At 67.3% G+C, this 14,551-nt stretch carries 16 protein-coding genes; 6 read left to right on the plus strand and 10 right to left on the minus strand.

Features of this window, described 5'->3' with window-relative positions:
* Positions 1–9: 9 nt before the first annotated feature.
* Positions 10–1,329 (minus strand): tol-pal system YbgF family protein, encoded by a 1,320-nt coding sequence (locus tag AC1DF3_RS11015; RefSeq protein ID WP_286531617.1) that lies wholly within the window; start codon positions 1,327–1,329, stop codon positions 10–12.
* Between the two features lie 564 nt (positions 1,330–1,893).
* Here AC1DF3_RS11015 and AC1DF3_RS11020 point away from each other — a divergent pair.
* From AC1DF3_RS11020 to AC1DF3_RS11035, 4 genes are all read left to right on the plus strand, one after another.
* Complete coding sequence (locus tag AC1DF3_RS11020; protein WP_478139645.1) at positions 1,894–3,249, plus strand: hypothetical protein; 1,356 nt, start codon at positions 1,894–1,896, stop codon at positions 3,247–3,249.
* A gap of 96 nt (positions 3,250–3,345) precedes the next feature.
* Complete coding sequence (locus AC1DF3_RS11025; RefSeq protein WP_478139646.1) at positions 3,346–3,708, plus strand: hypothetical protein; 363 nt, start codon at positions 3,346–3,348, stop codon at positions 3,706–3,708.
* A 12-nt stretch (positions 3,709–3,720) separates the two neighbouring features.
* Positions 3,721–4,401 carry a C39 family peptidase gene (locus tag AC1DF3_RS11030; protein WP_478139647.1) on the plus strand — a complete coding sequence of 227 codons (681 nt, stop codon included), beginning with the start codon at positions 3,721–3,723 and terminating at the stop codon, positions 4,399–4,401.
* Entirely contained in the window at positions 4,401–4,931 is a 531-nt protein-coding gene (locus tag AC1DF3_RS11035; protein WP_478139648.1) for a hypothetical protein, read from the plus strand. Before AC1DF3_RS11030 ends, AC1DF3_RS11035 begins: the two co-directional genes overlap by 1 nt.
* A gap of 16 nt (positions 4,932–4,947) precedes the next feature.
* Here AC1DF3_RS11035 and AC1DF3_RS11040 read toward each other — a convergent pair whose 3' ends face one another.
* Positions 4,948–5,679, minus strand: coding sequence for an HAD family hydrolase (locus tag AC1DF3_RS11040; RefSeq protein WP_286522490.1), 732 nt, complete (start codon positions 5,677–5,679; stop codon positions 4,948–4,950).
* A 15-nt stretch (positions 5,680–5,694) separates the two neighbouring features.
* On the opposite strand from AC1DF3_RS11040, the gene hemH reads away from it, so the two are divergent.
* Entirely contained in the window at positions 5,695–6,723 is a 1,029-nt protein-coding gene (gene hemH / locus AC1DF3_RS11045; RefSeq protein ID WP_478139649.1) for a ferrochelatase, read from the plus strand.
* Positions 6,724–6,746: 23 nt separating this feature from the next.
* On the opposite strand, the gene AC1DF3_RS11050 is transcribed toward hemH, so the two are convergent.
* Positions 6,747–7,136, minus strand: coding sequence for a nuclear transport factor 2 family protein (locus tag AC1DF3_RS11050; RefSeq protein WP_286531612.1), 390 nt, complete (start codon positions 7,134–7,136; stop codon positions 6,747–6,749).
* A 74-nt stretch (positions 7,137–7,210) separates the two neighbouring features.
* On the opposite strand from AC1DF3_RS11050, the gene AC1DF3_RS11055 reads away from it, so the two are divergent.
* Positions 7,211–8,209, plus strand: coding sequence for an AraC family transcriptional regulator (locus AC1DF3_RS11055; RefSeq protein ID WP_478139650.1), 999 nt, complete (start codon positions 7,211–7,213; stop codon positions 8,207–8,209).
* Positions 8,210–8,215: 6 nt separating this feature from the next.
* On the opposite strand, the gene AC1DF3_RS11060 is transcribed toward AC1DF3_RS11055, so the two are convergent.
* The 7 genes from AC1DF3_RS11060 to AC1DF3_RS11090 all read right to left on the minus strand — a co-directional run bounded on the left by AC1DF3_RS11060 (position 8,216) and on the right by AC1DF3_RS11090 (position 14,527).
* The gene (locus AC1DF3_RS11060; RefSeq protein WP_286531610.1) at positions 8,216–8,722 is read right to left on the minus strand and encodes a DUF1993 domain-containing protein; all 507 of its coding nucleotides are present in this window, start codon (positions 8,720–8,722) and stop codon (positions 8,216–8,218) included.
* Between the two features lie 50 nt (positions 8,723–8,772).
* Positions 8,773–9,648: an alpha/beta fold hydrolase gene (locus AC1DF3_RS11065; protein ID WP_478139651.1), complete on the minus strand. Its 876-nt coding sequence runs from the start codon at positions 9,646–9,648 to the stop codon at positions 8,773–8,775.
* A complete protein-coding gene (locus AC1DF3_RS11070) occupies positions 9,645–10,709 on the minus strand; it encodes a branched-chain amino acid ABC transporter permease (protein ID WP_478139652.1) in 1,065 nt (354 codons plus the stop codon). Before AC1DF3_RS11070 ends, AC1DF3_RS11065 begins: the two co-directional genes overlap by 4 nt.
* Positions 10,710–10,719: 10 nt before the next feature.
* On the minus strand, positions 10,720–11,703 hold the full coding sequence (locus tag AC1DF3_RS11075; protein ID WP_478139653.1) for a branched-chain amino acid ABC transporter permease: 984 nt from the start codon (positions 11,701–11,703) through the stop codon (positions 10,720–10,722).
* Complete coding sequence (locus AC1DF3_RS11080) at positions 11,700–12,434, minus strand: ABC transporter ATP-binding protein (protein WP_478139654.1); 735 nt, start codon at positions 12,432–12,434, stop codon at positions 11,700–11,702. The genes AC1DF3_RS11075 and AC1DF3_RS11080 overlap by 4 nt, the downstream gene beginning before the upstream one ends.
* Positions 12,431–13,198, minus strand: coding sequence for an ABC transporter ATP-binding protein (locus AC1DF3_RS11085; RefSeq protein WP_478139655.1), 768 nt, complete (start codon positions 13,196–13,198; stop codon positions 12,431–12,433). Before AC1DF3_RS11085 ends, AC1DF3_RS11080 begins: the two co-directional genes overlap by 4 nt.
* Before the next feature lie 138 nt (positions 13,199–13,336).
* Positions 13,337–14,527: a substrate-binding domain-containing protein gene (locus AC1DF3_RS11090; RefSeq protein WP_478139656.1), complete on the minus strand. Its 1,191-nt coding sequence runs from the start codon at positions 14,525–14,527 to the stop codon at positions 13,337–13,339.
* Between the last annotated feature and the right edge of the window lie 24 nt (positions 14,528–14,551).

A 14,551-nucleotide genomic window follows, 5' to 3' on the forward strand; every position in this document is an offset into this window, starting at 1 on the left:
CAGCCGCGGCTAGAACGACATCGGCACCCGGACTGTCATCTGGAGATCGGGCGTGTCGCGCGTCAGCCCCGCGCCCACGGTCACGTTCAAGGTGGTCTTGGGGCTGTAGCGGTACGAGTAGCCCAGCAGCAGCGAAGCCAGTTGCGTGCGCACCGAGCCGATCACGCGCTGGCCGTTCTGCTCGGTAGGCCCGATCGAATACAGCTCCATGCCGAGGCTGAAGGACGAACGGTCATTGATGGACAGGCCCATGCCGAAGTTCAGGCCCCATACGTTGCCGGGCTTGACGTCGCCGATGAACTCGCGCTCGCCGTTGAGCACCAGCCGGCTGATGCCGCTGCGGGGAAAGTTGTAGGTGAAGTTGAGACCGCCGAAGAACACCGCGGGGTCCGAAGGCAGCAGCCAGGTGACGCCCGGCTGCAGCGAATAGAAGCCCGAGCCGGTGGCCAGGTCGAGCGGCAGGCCGGTGCCGGTGGTGTTGCCGATGCAGCGCGTCACGCAGTCGGTGACCACCTCGAACGGGTCCGTGCCGGTGCGCGACTTGAAGCGCAAGCCGCCGATCACGTAAGGCATGCCGTCCTTGCCGTCGGTGATCTGGTAGCGGGCCGCGAATTCGGCATCGCCGATCCCTCTGCCCGTGGTGTTGAAGACGTTGTCGAACGCCGAACCAGTGAAGATCTCGCGGCTGATCGTGTCGTCCGAACGCGAGACGTAGGGCAGCTTGGCTTCGAACTCGAGCCGGTTGGTGGCGCCCCAGCGGCCGGTCAGGGTGCCGATGAAGGTGTTGCGCTTGAACTCGCGCACGTCGATCAGCCCGATCAGCAGGGCCGGGATCACCGTGTAGCCCACCAGCGCGGCGCGGTTGCTGGACGAGTAGCCGTAGAAGAGCGAAGGCTCGAAGACGAACTTGCCCTTGGGCGTGAGGACGCCGGGTTCGTCGAACAGCTGCGCATACTGCGGCGGCTGCGGCGTCTCGTCGCTGGGCGCGACGCCGACCTGCACCGGCCTCGCGCCGGCATCGGCCGCCTCGCCCTCCGGGGCCGGCTTGCGGGTCGCGGTCCGGGTCGCATCGGGCGCCGGCGCGCCGCGCGCCTCCTGCGTCTCGAGGCGCTGCTGCAGTTCGCGGTAGCGGGCCTCTTGCTGGTCGGCCTGCTCCTTGAGTGCATCGATCTGCCGCCCCTGGTCCTTCACCTGCTGCTGCAGCGCCTCCAGCCGCTTGGCTGCATTGCGCGTCGAGGAAGCACCCTGGCTCTGAGCAAGGGCACCCGACCATGCCAGTGACGAACAGGCCAGCAATGCCAGCGCCCTGTGCGGACCGAAGGTCTCCATGGTGTCCCTCTCTTGCTTCTTGGTACGAGCGTTTTCGCGTGCCAGCCTAATCGTAAAGAACAAGTGCACCAAGCTACAAGTTGCAAACAAAGGTAAGCAATTTGTAGCGAATTCAGTGGCTGTCTCAGATTTGTTGCACTTCGATCCGGACGACTGCCGGCGGCTTCGCGGCGCGCGGCGCCAAGCCTGGCCTCGCAGCCAAAGGAGTGGCGCCCGAGCAAGGCCTAGCTTCGACGCGATCGACTGTCACACCCACGTGACGAAAAGCACGCCGGCATAAGGCTGGAGCCGGTCCGGGGGGTGTCGGACCCTTCGGCGCACCGCCGTGCCGCTACATCGAACGGCCGTCAAGGGAGTGTGACAGAGCGAGTGCCGAATCCCTCCCTGGCGCCCGCTCCGCGCGGCGTCGATCGAAGGCTCCGGACGGTCGTGAAGCAGCCTTCGCCTCTGAGCGCGAGGGCCGGCGAAACAAGCCGTAAGTTGCTGGCACCGAAGTTGCACATGGCCTCTCGATTTGCGGCGACGCACGTCAATACCAAGCTTGTTCAACTTTCTGGAGGGTTCATGAAAAAGACACTTCTGGCTTCGGCCATTGCCCTTGCCTTCGGGTTCAGTGGTTCGGTGTTTGCAAATGACACGGATCAGGATCAACGGACGACGACGGGCAGCAACACCGCCACCAGCACGAGTACCAGTACGAGCACCAGCACCCGCACGAGCTCGAGTACGAGGAATAGCACAAGTACCAACAGGGAGTCGGGTGCTGCCGACGCGAGTGCCGAACGTTCTGCCGCCATCAACAACGGGTCCACCGGAAACTTCACCAACGCCTTCAATACGGCCAAGGCAACAGCCGTGAGCAAGCTCGAAGGCTATGTGTCTGGCAACAGCGTGTCCAACATCGGCAACTACGCCACCAACAATGGCTCTGTCGCGGGCGGCAACGGCTATGGCGGACGTGGCGGCACGGGCAAGGGCGGCGCAGCCTATGGCACGGGCACGGGCGGCAACGGTGCCACGGGCACCGGTGCGGTCGGCGCGGTGGGTGGCAGCGCATCCAACGGCGCCATCCAGCATGGCAGCGCCACGATTGGCGATTCCACGGCAGGTGACGGCGGCAACGGCCTCGGCGGCATCGCCGCAGGCCTGACCGGCAGCGGACGCGCCTCCTCCAGTGGCGGCGACGGCGGACGCGGCGGCGCGAGCGGTGACAGCGGACGCGGCGGAAGCAGCGGCAGCCTGTCCGCTGCGCTCGGCGGCAGGACCGGCGGTGGCGGCGGCGGCGGAAGCACCGGCAACACCTCGGGCGGCTCGGGTGGTTCGGGCGGTGATGGCGGCGGCCTGGGTGCAGGCGGCGCGGGCGGTGCGGGCGGTGCAGGCGGCACCAGCGGCACGGCAGGCGCAGGTGGCGCGAGCGGCGCGGGCGGAGCCGGCACATCGACCAGCACGGCAGGCGCAGGCGGCGCGAGCGGCGCCACGGGCGGCGGCGGAGCGGGTGGAGCAGGCGGAGCGAGCGGCACTGCCACCAGCACCGCGACCGGCACCCAGACCGGCGGCGCGGGCACGGGCGGCGCAGGCGGCTCGAGCACGGTCGGCAGCGCCACCAACGGCAGCGCCAGCAACGGCAACAACACCGCAGGCGCCGGCGGCGCGGGCGGTAGCGGCACGGGCGGCGCAGGCGGTGCGGGCAACGGCGGAACCAATACCGGCAACGGCGGAACCGGCGGCACCGGCAACGGTGGCACGGGCGGCGCAGGCGGCACGGCAACCGTGAATGCCGGCACGTTCAACATGTCCAACACCATGACCAGCGTCGGCCAGACGGCGGCGGGCATCATGGTCGCGAACCAGAACAGCGGCATCGCGGCGATGGTTCAGCAAAGCGTGAACGTGCAGGCCAACCTGTCCGTGGGACGTTGATCGAAGCCTGAGACCGATCATCGCCGTGCGACCCGGGTCACCGGGGCGCACGGCGAAGATCGGCTCGCCCCACACCGCAGGCCGAAGGGAGACGCCATGACATCCATCACCCGCCTCGGGCCCATTTGCGCGGCCCTCGGGATCCTGCTGCCGGCGACAGTGGCAGCGCAGACCCTGCGCGACGCGCCCGGCTCCGAAGCCCGGCCGATCGCCTTTGTCGCGCAGCCGGTCGACGCGGCCACCTTGGCCAACACGCGCGGCGGCGCCGAAGTCGTGAGCAACGAGATGACCCTGCGCGGCGTCACGGCCAACAACTCGGCACGCAACGTCACGACGGGCGACAACACGATCAGCGCCGGATCGTTCGCCAACATGAGCGGGCTGCCGACGGTGATCCAGAACAGCGGCGCGAACGTGCTGATACAGAACGCGACGATCCTCAATCTGCAGATGAACTGAGAGGCAGGCACCATGCGCCGCCTCCTCCTATGCGTCGCGCTGCTGGCGACGGCCGAACTGGCCGCCGCCGACGGCGCGTACATGCCGTCGATCGCCATGGGCGACGTCGTGATTCCCCTGACCAGCCTGAAGCAGTCCCGCACCGGGCGCACGCTGATCCAGAAGTACGACTTCAGCTGCGGCTCGGCGGCCCTGGCCACGCTGCTCACCCATCACTACGGTTTTCCGGTGACCGAAGAGACCGTGTTCGAACAGATGTACGAGCATGGCGACCAGAAGAAGATCCACACCGAGGGCTTCTCGCTGCTCGACATGAAGCGCTACCTGGAGGCGCAAGGCTTCGAGGCCGACGGCTTCGAGCAGCCGCTGGAAAAGCTCAACGAGGCCCGCGTGCCCGCCATCGTGCTGATCAACTCCGACGGCTACCACCACTTCGTGGTCGTCAAGGGCGTGCAGGCAGACCGTGTGCTGGTCGGCGATCCGGCCCTGGGGACGCGCGCCATGTCGCGCCAGGCCTTCGACAAGGTCTGGCAGAACGGCCTGCTGTTCGTCATCCACAACCGCATGGAATCGGCCCGCTTCAACGTCGCCGCCGACTGGCGCGCGGCGCCGCGGGCACCGGTGGGAACGGGGCTTGCCCGCAACGGCATGACCGACATCTCGCTGCCGAAGCTCGGGCCCGGAGACTTCTGATGCGCCGCGCCCGTGCCCTGTCGATGATGCGCGCGATGCTCGGCCTTGCAGTGCTCGCGGGCACCTGCGGCGCCTGGGCCGATGGCCTGGCCGACCCGGTGCAGCGGCACAGCGAGACCTGGATGGCGGTGGGCGACGACACCCTCGACAGCCTGCGGGGCGGCTTCGACACCGGCAACGGACTGATGGTGACTTTCGGCATCTCGCGCGCCACCTATGTCAACGGGGACCTGGTGACGCAGACCACCCTCAACTTCGGGCAGCTGAACAACCTGAGTGCGGCCCAGGCGGCGCAGCTCAGCAAGCAGATGGCGGCCATCAACCTGATCCAGATCGGCCCCGGGAACAGCTTCCTGCCCCAACAGGCGGGGACCTCAGGCACCGTCATCCAGAACACGCTGGACAACCAGCACATCGTGAACCAGACCGTGATCGATGCCAGCAGCAACGCGCTGGGCATGATCAAGAACCACAACACCCTGGCCCCCGTGAGCGACGGCCTGATGCGCGCGATCACCGGGCCGCGCTGAAACGCAGCGGATCAGTTCAATCGCGGGCCGTGTCCAGGGCCATGCACAGCGCGTGCAGGTTCGGCACGATCAGCTGCGGCCGCGCGCCGTGCTCCCAGGGCCGCTCCTCGCGCACCAGCCAGGCGGCCTGCATGCCGGCATCGAGCGCGCCCACCACATCGAGCGCCGCATCGTCGCCGACATGCAGCACGTCCTTGGGCAGCAGCCCGACCGAAGCCGCGGCGGCGCGGAAGATCGGCGCGTGCGGCTTGCCGCTGCCGAAATCGCGCGCATTGAAAGCGGTGCGGAACCAGCGCCCGACGCCGGTGCGGTGGATGTCGGCGTTGCCGTTGGAGACCGCCACCAGCGGATAGCGTTCGCTGAGCCACTTGAGCGCCGGCAGTGCGTCGTCATAGAGGGTGACGCGCTGGCGCTCTTCGAAGAAGACATCGAAAGCCGGCTCGGCCAGCGCCGGGTCTTCGCCGGCGCGCCGCAGCGCGCCGCGGATCGACTCGCGGCGCAGCGCGCTCAGGTCATGCGCAAGGTCGGAGCGCTCCTTGGCGGCCGCCTCGCGCAGTTCGCGCAGGATGCCGGGCGTCACCAGCAGGTCGGCGGTCCTGGGCGCCTCGCGCAGCAGCCAGTCGTGCAGCACGCGCTCGGCGCGCTCGATGGTGGGCCAGATCGGCCACAGCGTGTCGTCGAGGTCGAGCGAGATCGCGGCGATGCGCTTGACGTCGAGCGCGAGTGAATCGGGGGTCGCAAAAGCCATGACCGAGAATATCGCATGCCCTTCAGAGACGAACCGCCCGCCGCCCCCAAGACCCCGGAGCGCACCGCGGTGCTCTGGTGCAACCTCGGCTCGCCCGACGAGCCCACCGCCCGGGCCGTGCGGCCGTACCTCGCGGACTTCCTCGGCGATCCGCGCGTGGTCGAGATTCCACGCCTGCTGTGGGCGCTGATCCTGCACGGCATCATCCTGCGGACCCGGCCGGCCAAGTCGGCCGCCAAGTACGCCAGCATCTGGACGCCCGAGGGATCGCCGCTCAAGGTCTTTACCCGCAAGCAGGCCGTGCTGCTGGCCGGCTGGCTCGGGGAGCGCGGCCATCGCCTGACGGTGCTCGATGCCATGCGCTACGGCCAGCCCTCGATCGCGGCGCGGCTGGACGAACTCAAGGCCGAGGGCGCGACCCGGGTGCTGGTGCTGCAGGCCTACCCCCAGTACTCCGCCACCACCACCGCCAGCGTGATCGATGCGGTCAACGCATGGAGCGCACGGGTGCGCCGGCTGCCGGAGCTGCGCTTCGTCAACGACTACCACGACGACCCGCTCTACATCGACGCGCTGGCGCAGAGCGTGCAGCGGCACTGGCAGCGCAACGGCCGCGGCGAGCTGCTCGTGATGAGCTTCCATGGCATTCCCGAGCGCAACATCCGGCTCGGTGATCCGTACCAGGCGCAGTGCCTCGCGACGGCGCGCCTGCTGGCCGAGCGGCTCGCGCTCGCGCCGGCCCAGTACCGCGTGACTTTCCAGTCGCGCTTCGGCCGCGCGAAGTGGCTCGAGCCCTACACCGAGCCCACGCTGCGCGAACTCGGCGCAGCGGGGGTTTCAAGGGTCGACGTGATGTGCCCCGGCTTTCCGGCCGACTGCCTGGAGACCCTGGAAGAGATCGCGATGGAAGGCCGCGAAGCCTTCGTCGCGTCGGGCGGCAAGGAGTTCAACTACATCGCCTGCCTCAACGACAACCCGGCATGGATCACCGCGCTCAGCGGCATCGCCGAGCGCCATCTGGCGGGCTGGCCGACGCGGCCCTGACCTGGGCCTACGCGGGCGACGGATCATTGTCCCCAGAACAGGTCTTCCTGATTCTGGTCACTGGAGAACAGCCGGACTTCCACGATCTTGCCGCCCTCGATCCGGATCAAGTCGACGCCCGGCTGCTTGAGTTCGATGCCATTCGCCTGGCCGGCAAACTCCAGCGTGACGGCCACCCAGTCGCCATTGGCCATGTGGTGGTCAGCGCGGGTGATCGCGAAGGTTCCCCTGGAAACTTCCATCATCTTGCCGAGCAGGGCGCCGACCGCAGCCATGCCCCGATGCGTGCCCGAGAACTGGTTGCTGCCCGGCTGGTGCCAGACCACGTCAGGCGAAATGAGGCTGCCCAGCGTGGCTTGGTCGCCCGTCTGCACGGCCTTGATGTAGGTCTTGGTGATGTCGATGTTGTTCATGATGCGCTCCCGTGTTGATGCGGTTGTGGATATCGGTTGTCAATGTTGGTTATTTTTAGACAAAATAGGCCCAATTGAACGGTTCGTTCTGGACAATGAGTGATACTTTCAAGACACCAAGTGCAAGAAGAGGGCCCTACGCTTCACTGAAACCGGCTCGGTCCACGCCGGGTGGCTCGAAGGCGAACGGCGTTATCCAGCGACTGGGCTATCGCCCGCGGGCACCCTACCCGCTCGATCTCGAAATCTTCACCGTCGCCGACTTGAGGCACCGGGGTCAGGAGAAGGTGCGAACGACGCATCGGTACGAGTTCCACACTTTGGTCTGCGTCACGCGCGGCGACTGCACGCAGATGGTCGACTTCAGGTCGCTCACCTGCCAGCAGGGGTCGCTGCTCGTGTTGCGGCCAGGGCAAGCGCACAACTACGGAGATGACCAGGACTGGGATGGCTGGAACGTTCTGTTCCGTCCGGAATTCGTCTTGCCGGTTTCAAGGACGCCCGGCGACCCCAGGCTCGCGGTGGACCTGGAGAGATTGCCGGAACATCTGCTCCTGAACATCGATGAACTGCAAAAGGTGACGGACGCGATCCAGCGGATGCGCGACGACACGCTGATCGACGCGCCACTGGAAGACGTGCATGCCCTGTTGCGCCACCAGCTGCATGCGCTCCTGACGCGACTGAGCATCCTGCACGGCCGACAACAATCGCAGGAGCCGGTGATCTCCGCTGCATCGCAACGCTTCAAGCGATTCCAGCGGCTCGTGGACGAACGCTTCGCCGAGTGGCATCAGGTGGCCGACTACGCCACCAAGCTCGGCGACACCGAAAAGAGCCTGGGGCGGGCAGTGACGGCGGCGCTGGGCATGACAGCCAAGGCCTTCATCGCTGCGCGCATCAACCTGGAAGCGAAGCGTCTGCTGGTGCATACCGACATGCCCGCCGCCGCCATTGCGGACAAGCTGGGCTTCGACGAGGCCACCAACTTCAGCAAGTTCTTCAAACGAGAAGTCGGCTGCACGCCCGTTGCGTTCCGACGCCGGCAAAGGGTTCCTCGCCGGCCTGTGTGATCGAGCCTAGAAGCGTCCCAGGTAGTCGAGCTTGCTCAGCGGTACGCCGCTGTGCCGCAGCACGTCGTAGGCCGTCGTCACGTGGAAGAAGAAGTTCGGCAGCGCGAACTGCAGCAGGTAGCGTTCGGCCGTGAATTTCAGCTCGTTGCCGCGCACCTTCATCACGACCTCGCGCGCCTCGGCGCCGTCGACGCCCGCACGGTCGACGCCGTTGAGGAATTCGATCGTCTTCGCGACCCGCGCCTGCAACTCGGCGTAGCTGGTCTCGGTGTCGGGAAAGCTGGGCGCCGTGATGCCGGCGATGCGGGCCGTGCCGAGCTTGGACGCATCGCTGGCGCTCTGCACCTGGCCGGCCAGCGTGAACATGTCGGGCGCGAGGCGCGCATTGAACAAGGCGGCCGGGTCGGTGCCGCTGGCCTGCGCATGGGCAAGTCCCTTGTCGAGCACGTGCGAGAGCTGGCCGAGTCCGCGGACGAAAACCGGGACCGAGATGTCGTAGAACGAAAGCGCCATGAAAGAAGTCTCCGATTGAATGAGCGGGCCGATTGTCTGCCCGTCTCGATTCACGTGCCGGCGGCGCGCACAAAGGCCTCGATCGGCGCCAGGTGCCCGGTCACGTTGAGCGCCGGCGCGTGGCCGCAGCCCGGCACTTCGATGATCTGCAGTCGGCCGGCGGCACCGGGGCCCCGGGTGCGCATTTCGGCCAGGGTCTCGGGCAGCACCAGGTCGGAGTCGACGCCGCGCAGGCACAGCACCGGCGCCTCAATCGCGTCGTAGTGCGGCCACAGCAGGTAGTCGTCCGGGTGGGCCTCGAACTGCCGCACCATGGCCGGATCGTAGTGCGGCGTCACGCGGCCGTCGGGCAGGCGCCGGGTCGAGCTCTCGGTCAGGCGGCGCCACTGCGCGTCGCTGAGCCAGCCGTACGGCTTGTAGACCGTGCGGAAGAACTGCTCCAGCTCGACCACCGTGTCGAAGGCCGGCGGCCGGCCGGCATACGAACGGATGCGTTGGACCGCTGCCGCCGCGATCTGCGGCGCGTTGTCGTTGAGCACCAGGCTCGCGATGCGCGGCTTCATCGTCGGCTCGAGCAGGCCCGACGCGCAGACCATGCCGATCGCGCCGCCCATCGAGGTGCCGACCCAGTGGACGCGCGTGAGCTTCAGCGCATCGAACAGCCCGAGCGCAAGCCGGCCGTAGAAGGACAGCTGGTACTCCTCGTCCGGCGCCGGGCTCCACTGGCTCAGTCCACGGCCGATGGTGTCGGGGCAGATCACGCGGAAGCCGCGCTCGGCGAAGTGCCGGGCCAGCTCGTCCATGTCGCGGCAGGTGCGCGCGAGGCCATGCCAGGCCACGATCACCGGGCCATCGCGCGGGCCCCAGTCGAGCCAGTGGACCTCGCGGCCGGCGAGCTGGAGGTAGTTCGAAGTTGGCGCATTCATTTCATTGCCCTCGCGCGCAGGCGGCCGACGATGCCGGTCGGGAAGTAATACACGGACAGCACGAACAGCACGCCCAACCACAGCAGCCAGCGGTCGGGCGACAGCAGCGCCGCGAGCCAGCCGATGCCGCTCGCCGCCTCGCTGCCGATGCGCAGCAGATCCTGCAGGTAGCTCTGCGCGATCACGAACAGCACCGCGCCGACCACCGCGCCATAGATCGTGCCCATGCCGCCGATCACCACGATCAGCAGCACGTCGACCATGATCTCGAAGCTGAGCGAGGTGTCGGGTCCGTTGTAGCGCAGCCAGATGGCGAGCATCGCGCCGGCCAGCGTCGCGAACAGCGCCGACAGCACCGAGGCCGTGGTGCGGTAGACCACCACGCGGTAGCCGATCGCCTCGGCGCGGAACTCGTTCTCGCGGATCGCCTGCAGCACGCGGCCGAAGGGCGAATTCACGATCCGCAGCAGCGCCAGCACCAGCAGCACCGTGGCGACGAAGAGCAGGTAGTAGCACAGCAGCCGGCCGTCGAGCGAGACGCCGAGGAAGGGTTCTTCCGCGAACTCGAAGCTCGGCGAGATCAGCTCGGGCAGCTTGAACGTCAGGCCATCCTCGCCGCCCGTGAAATCCGACATCTGCGAGGCCAGGGTCTGGAAGGCCGAGGCCACGGCCAGCGTGATCATGGCGAAGAAGATCGCCCGCACGCGCAGCGAGAACAGGCCGATCGCGAGCGACAGCGCGAGCGAGATCGCGAGCGCGGCGCCGAGGCCCACCGCCACCGCGCCCCAGTTCGCGCCCAGTCGGCTGGCCGAGATCGCGATGCCATAGGCGCCGATGCCGAAGAACATCGTGTGCGCGAAGCTCACGATGCCGGTGTAGCCCAGCAGCAGGTCGAAGCTCGCGACCAGCACGATAAAGACCAGGATCTTGGCCGCCACGCTGAGCGCCTTGACACCCGGGAACAGGAAGGGTGCGAAGGCCAGCGCCAGCACCAGGGCCGCGAGCAGCAAGGCCAGCAGGCGGCTGCGCGGCAGGTCGTTGGAAAGCAGTCGGGACAGCATGGGTTTCTCTTCAACGATTGGCCACGGGGTACACGCCCTGCGGACGCCACAGCAGCACCGCCACCATCAGGAAGATGCTCGCGAACTGGGTCAGCGTCGGCACGATGAAGCCGATGTAGTTGGTCATGAGGCCGACCAGCAAGGCGCCGATCAGCGCGCCGGCCGTGGAGCCGAGCCCGCCGATGATGATCACGATGAAGATCAGCACGTTGACCTGCGCACCCATCTGCGGGATCAGGTTCTGCTGGAACAGCCCCCACATCACGCCGCCCAGGCCGGCCAGCGCGCTGCCGACCACGAAGACGCCGACGAACAACCGGCCGATGCGGTAGCCCAGCGACTCGACCATCTCGCGGTCCTGCACGCCGGCGCGGATCAGGAGGCCGATCTTGGTGCGGCCGAGGGTCCAGGCCAGCAGGCCGAACACGAAGAGACCGATCACCACCGCGAGGATGCGGTACTTGCTGATCGCCGCGTCGCCAACCAGCAGCGAGCCGCGCAGGGCTTCGGGCAGCGGCAGCGGGATCTGCGCCGGCCCCCAGATGACCTTGATCAGCTCCTCGCCGATGATCATGCCGCCCATCGTGATCAGGATCTGCTTCAGGTGCTGGCCGTACACCGGCCGCACGATGAAGCGCTCGAAGGCCAGGCCGACCGCGCCGGCCACCCCCATGGCGACCAGCATCGCGGGGAACACGGCCACGAGATTGCGCCACAGCTCGCCCGAGCCGGTCCAGTCGCCCATCAGGCCGAGCACGCTGCTGGCGACGAAGGCGCCGAGCGCGATGAACACGCCGTGGCCGAAGTTCAGCACGTCCATCAGGCCGAAGATCAATGTCAGGCCGGAGGCGATGATGAAGATGATCATGCCCATCGCGAGGCCAGCCACCGTGAGCGTAAGCCAGGTCGAGACCGAGCCCGTGAGCGGCAGCGCCACCAGCGCGAGCACCGGCACCAGCAGGAGTGGTTTCCAGTCGAAGTCGGAGTTTTTCATAGCGCGAGTCCCAGCAGGGATTGCTGCAGTCGTTCGTCGGCGGAGAACGCGGCCATGCTGCCGCTGTGCACCACTCGGCCGTTGTCCATCACGGCCACCTGGTCGCCCAGGCGCTGCGCGAAGCTGATGTTCTGCTCGACCAGCAGGATCGTCACGCCGCTGCGCTTGAGCTCGCCGAAGGCGTCGATCATGTTGTTGATGATGGCCGGCGCCAGGCCCTTGCTGGGCTCGTCGATGACCAGCAGCTCGCGCGGCTCGACGATCGCGCGCGACACCGCCAGCATCTGCTTCTGCCCGCCCGAGAGCTTGCCCGCCGGGTGGTTCCAGAACTTCTCGACCGCCGGGAACAGCTTGAAGATCCACTTCAGCCGCGCGTCGTCCATCTGCTCGGCGTTCTTCGCCCTGCGGGCCGCCAGCAGCATGTTCTCCTTGACCGTGAGGTCCGAGAAGATGCCCATGTTCTCGGGCACGTAGGCGATGCCGAGTTCGGCGATCTGCGGCGTATGCATCGCCGTGATGTCGGTGTCGCCGAAGCGCACGCTGCCCTGCGAGGCATGCCAAAGGCCCATCAGTGTGCGCAGCGTGGTGGTCTTGCCGGCGCCGTTGCGGCCCAGCAGCATCGTGAGCTGGCCGCGGGGCACGGCCAGGTCGACGCCGTGCAGGATGTGATACGCCCCGATGTGCGTGTGCACGCCCTTCATCGCGAGAAGATTCGTGTTCATGCTGCTCATGCGGCGGCCTCCTTCGCAACGCCCAGATAGGCTTCCTGGACGATCGGCGAGGCGATCACCTCGGCCGGTTCGCCGTCGGCCACCAGCTGCCCGTTGTGCAGCACGATGATGCGGTCGGCGAGTTCGCGCACCACGTCCATCTTGTGCTCGACCAGGAGGATGGTCTTGCTCTTGTCCTGCTTGAGCTTGCGGATCAGGTCGAGGATCACCGGCGCCTCGGCGGCGTTCATGCCGGCCGTCGGTTCGTCGAACATGAAGACCTTGGGTTCGAGCGCCATCAGCAGCGCCACCTCGAGCTTGCGCTGGTCGCCGTGCGGCAGGCTGGCCACGGTCGCGTGCTCCTTGGCCTTGAGCGCGACATCGGCCAGGATCTGGTCGGCGCGCTCGGTCAAGGCGCGGTGGTCGCTCCAGATGCTCCACAGGTTGAGGCCGCGCCGATGCGCGCCTTCACGCGTGGCCTGCACCGCGAGCCGCACGTTCTCGAGCACCGAGAGATTCGGGAACAGGTTCGTGAGCTGGAACGCCCGCCCGAGCCCGGCCCGCGTGCGCGCCGAGGCCGGCAGTCCCGACAGCAGTTGGCCGTCGAGCGACACCGTGCCCGCGGACGCCTTGAGCTGCCCCGAGATCAGGTTGAAGTACGTGGTCTTGCCGGCTCCGTTGGGGCCGACGATCGCGGTCAGCGTGCCCGGCGCGAACGCGCAAGAGACAGCATTCACCGCCACGTGTCCGCCGAAGCGGATGGTGAGATCTTTGGTTTCGAGCATGAAAATGGGGCTCCCCCCCAGGTTGGCTCACTTCGTGTAGCCGCCCACCCCCTGCCGGGGGCAACGCCTGCGGCCCGGCAAAGCCGGTTCCGCGGCATTTCCCGAATGGGCCGGGCTTCGCCGGCCGCGATCGCTTCCTCAGCGCTTGTTTTTGATGGGGATGTCCATCTCTTCAGGCTTGATCTCGTGCACCAGCTCCGGCACGCCCCAGGCGAAGGCCGGGTCGACCTTGATCTTGAAGTGGTACATCGACTGCATCGCCTGGTGGTCTTCCTTGCGGAAGGTCATCTTGCCTTTGGGCGTGTCGAAGCTCATGCCTTCCATCGCCGTGATCAGCTTGTTGGTGCCGGTGTCGCCCCCGGTCTTCTTGAGCGCCGTCACGATCGCCATCGCGGCCGAGAAGCCGCCGGCCGTGAAGAAGTCCGGCGGCGTCTTGAATTCCTTGTAGTGCATCGAGACCATGGCCTCGTTCACCGGGTTCTTCGGAATTCCGAAGTAGTAGTAGGCCGCGCCTTCCATGCCCGGCAGCGCCTTGTAGGCCGCCATGGCGGGCAGGATGTTGCCGCCGGTGGCGATCTCGATGCCGTAGCGCTTCAGGTCGAGGTCGACGATCTTGAAGGGGTTGCCGGCCCCGGCCCAGACGATCCAGATGACCTTGCGGCCCGGCTGGTCCTTGAGCTTGTCGATCAGGCGCTGGGCGCCGGCCGTGAAGTCGGTGGTGGCCGGCGGCAGGTATTCCTCATGGACCAGCTTGGCCTTCTTCAGCGCGCTGCCGAAAGCCTTCACGCCGTCGCGGCCGAAGGCGTTGTCCTGCGCCAGCGTGGCGACCGTGACGCCGGGCTTGTCGATCGCGACCGCATTCGAGATCGCGTCCTGCGAGCTGTTTCGGCCGGTGCGGAAGATGTACTTGTTCCACTTGTCGCCGGTGATCGAGTCGGCCACCGCCGGCTCGACCAGGAGGATCTTCTTGTATTCCTCGGCCACCGGCAGCATCGCCAGCGCCACGCCCGAAGAGGTCGGGCCGACTGCCAGCGCCGCCTTGTCGTCGGCGTAGGCCGCGGCCAGCAGCGACTTGCCGAGGTCGGGCTTGCCCTGGTCGTCCTTCTCGATGACGACGATCTTCTTGCCGTTGACGGTCATGGTGCCGCCGGTCGCGTAGTCCAGGCCCATCATCAGGCCGGTCTGGGTCTGCTTGCCGTAGGCTTCCAGCGGACCGGTCTTGCTGTAGATGTGGGCGATCTTGATCTCGTTGGACTGGGCCCAGGCCGGAGCGGCCAGGGCACCTGCGGCAGCCAGGGTGGCCAGCGCGACGAGGTAGCGACGTTGCATTCTTTGTCTCCTGAAGGTGATGGC

This window comes from Variovorax sp. 10N432 (assembly GCF_056394465.1).

What these genes read in the sequence shown, in the direction of transcription:
- AC1DF3_RS11015 (WP_286531617.1), bottom strand. Translation starts at nt 1,329, where the DNA reads ATGGAGACCTTCGGTCCGCACAGGGCGCTGGCATTGCTGGCCTGTTCG.
- AC1DF3_RS11020 (WP_478139645.1), top strand. Translation starts at nt 1,894, where the DNA reads ATGAAAAAGACACTTCTGGCTTCGGCCATTGCCCTTGCCTTCGGGTTC.
- AC1DF3_RS11025 (WP_478139646.1), top strand. Translation starts at nt 3,346, where the DNA reads ATGACATCCATCACCCGCCTCGGGCCCATTTGCGCGGCCCTCGGGATC.
- AC1DF3_RS11030 (WP_478139647.1), top strand. Translation starts at nt 3,721, where the DNA reads ATGCGCCGCCTCCTCCTATGCGTCGCGCTGCTGGCGACGGCCGAACTG.
- AC1DF3_RS11035 (WP_478139648.1), top strand. Translation starts at nt 4,401, where the DNA reads ATGCGCCGCGCCCGTGCCCTGTCGATGATGCGCGCGATGCTCGGCCTT.
- AC1DF3_RS11040 (WP_286522490.1), bottom strand. Translation starts at nt 5,679, where the DNA reads ATGGCTTTTGCGACCCCCGATTCACTCGCGCTCGACGTCAAGCGCATC.
- hemH (WP_478139649.1), top strand. Translation starts at nt 5,695, where the DNA reads ATGCCCTTCAGAGACGAACCGCCCGCCGCCCCCAAGACCCCGGAGCGC.
- AC1DF3_RS11050 (WP_286531612.1), bottom strand. Translation starts at nt 7,136, where the DNA reads ATGAACAACATCGACATCACCAAGACCTACATCAAGGCCGTGCAGACG.
- AC1DF3_RS11060 (WP_286531610.1), bottom strand. Translation starts at nt 8,722, where the DNA reads ATGGCGCTTTCGTTCTACGACATCTCGGTCCCGGTTTTCGTCCGCGGA.
- AC1DF3_RS11065 (WP_478139651.1), bottom strand. Translation starts at nt 9,648, where the DNA reads ATGAATGCGCCAACTTCGAACTACCTCCAGCTCGCCGGCCGCGAGGTC.
- AC1DF3_RS11070 (WP_478139652.1), bottom strand. Translation starts at nt 10,709, where the DNA reads ATGCTGTCCCGACTGCTTTCCAACGACCTGCCGCGCAGCCGCCTGCTG.
- AC1DF3_RS11075 (WP_478139653.1), bottom strand. Translation starts at nt 11,703, where the DNA reads ATGAAAAACTCCGACTTCGACTGGAAACCACTCCTGCTGGTGCCGGTG.
- AC1DF3_RS11080 (WP_478139654.1), bottom strand. Translation starts at nt 12,434, where the DNA reads ATGAGCAGCATGAACACGAATCTTCTCGCGATGAAGGGCGTGCACACG.
- AC1DF3_RS11085 (WP_478139655.1), bottom strand. Translation starts at nt 13,198, where the DNA reads ATGCTCGAAACCAAAGATCTCACCATCCGCTTCGGCGGACACGTGGCG.
- AC1DF3_RS11090 (WP_478139656.1), bottom strand. Translation starts at nt 14,527, where the DNA reads ATGCAACGTCGCTACCTCGTCGCGCTGGCCACCCTGGCTGCCGCAGGT.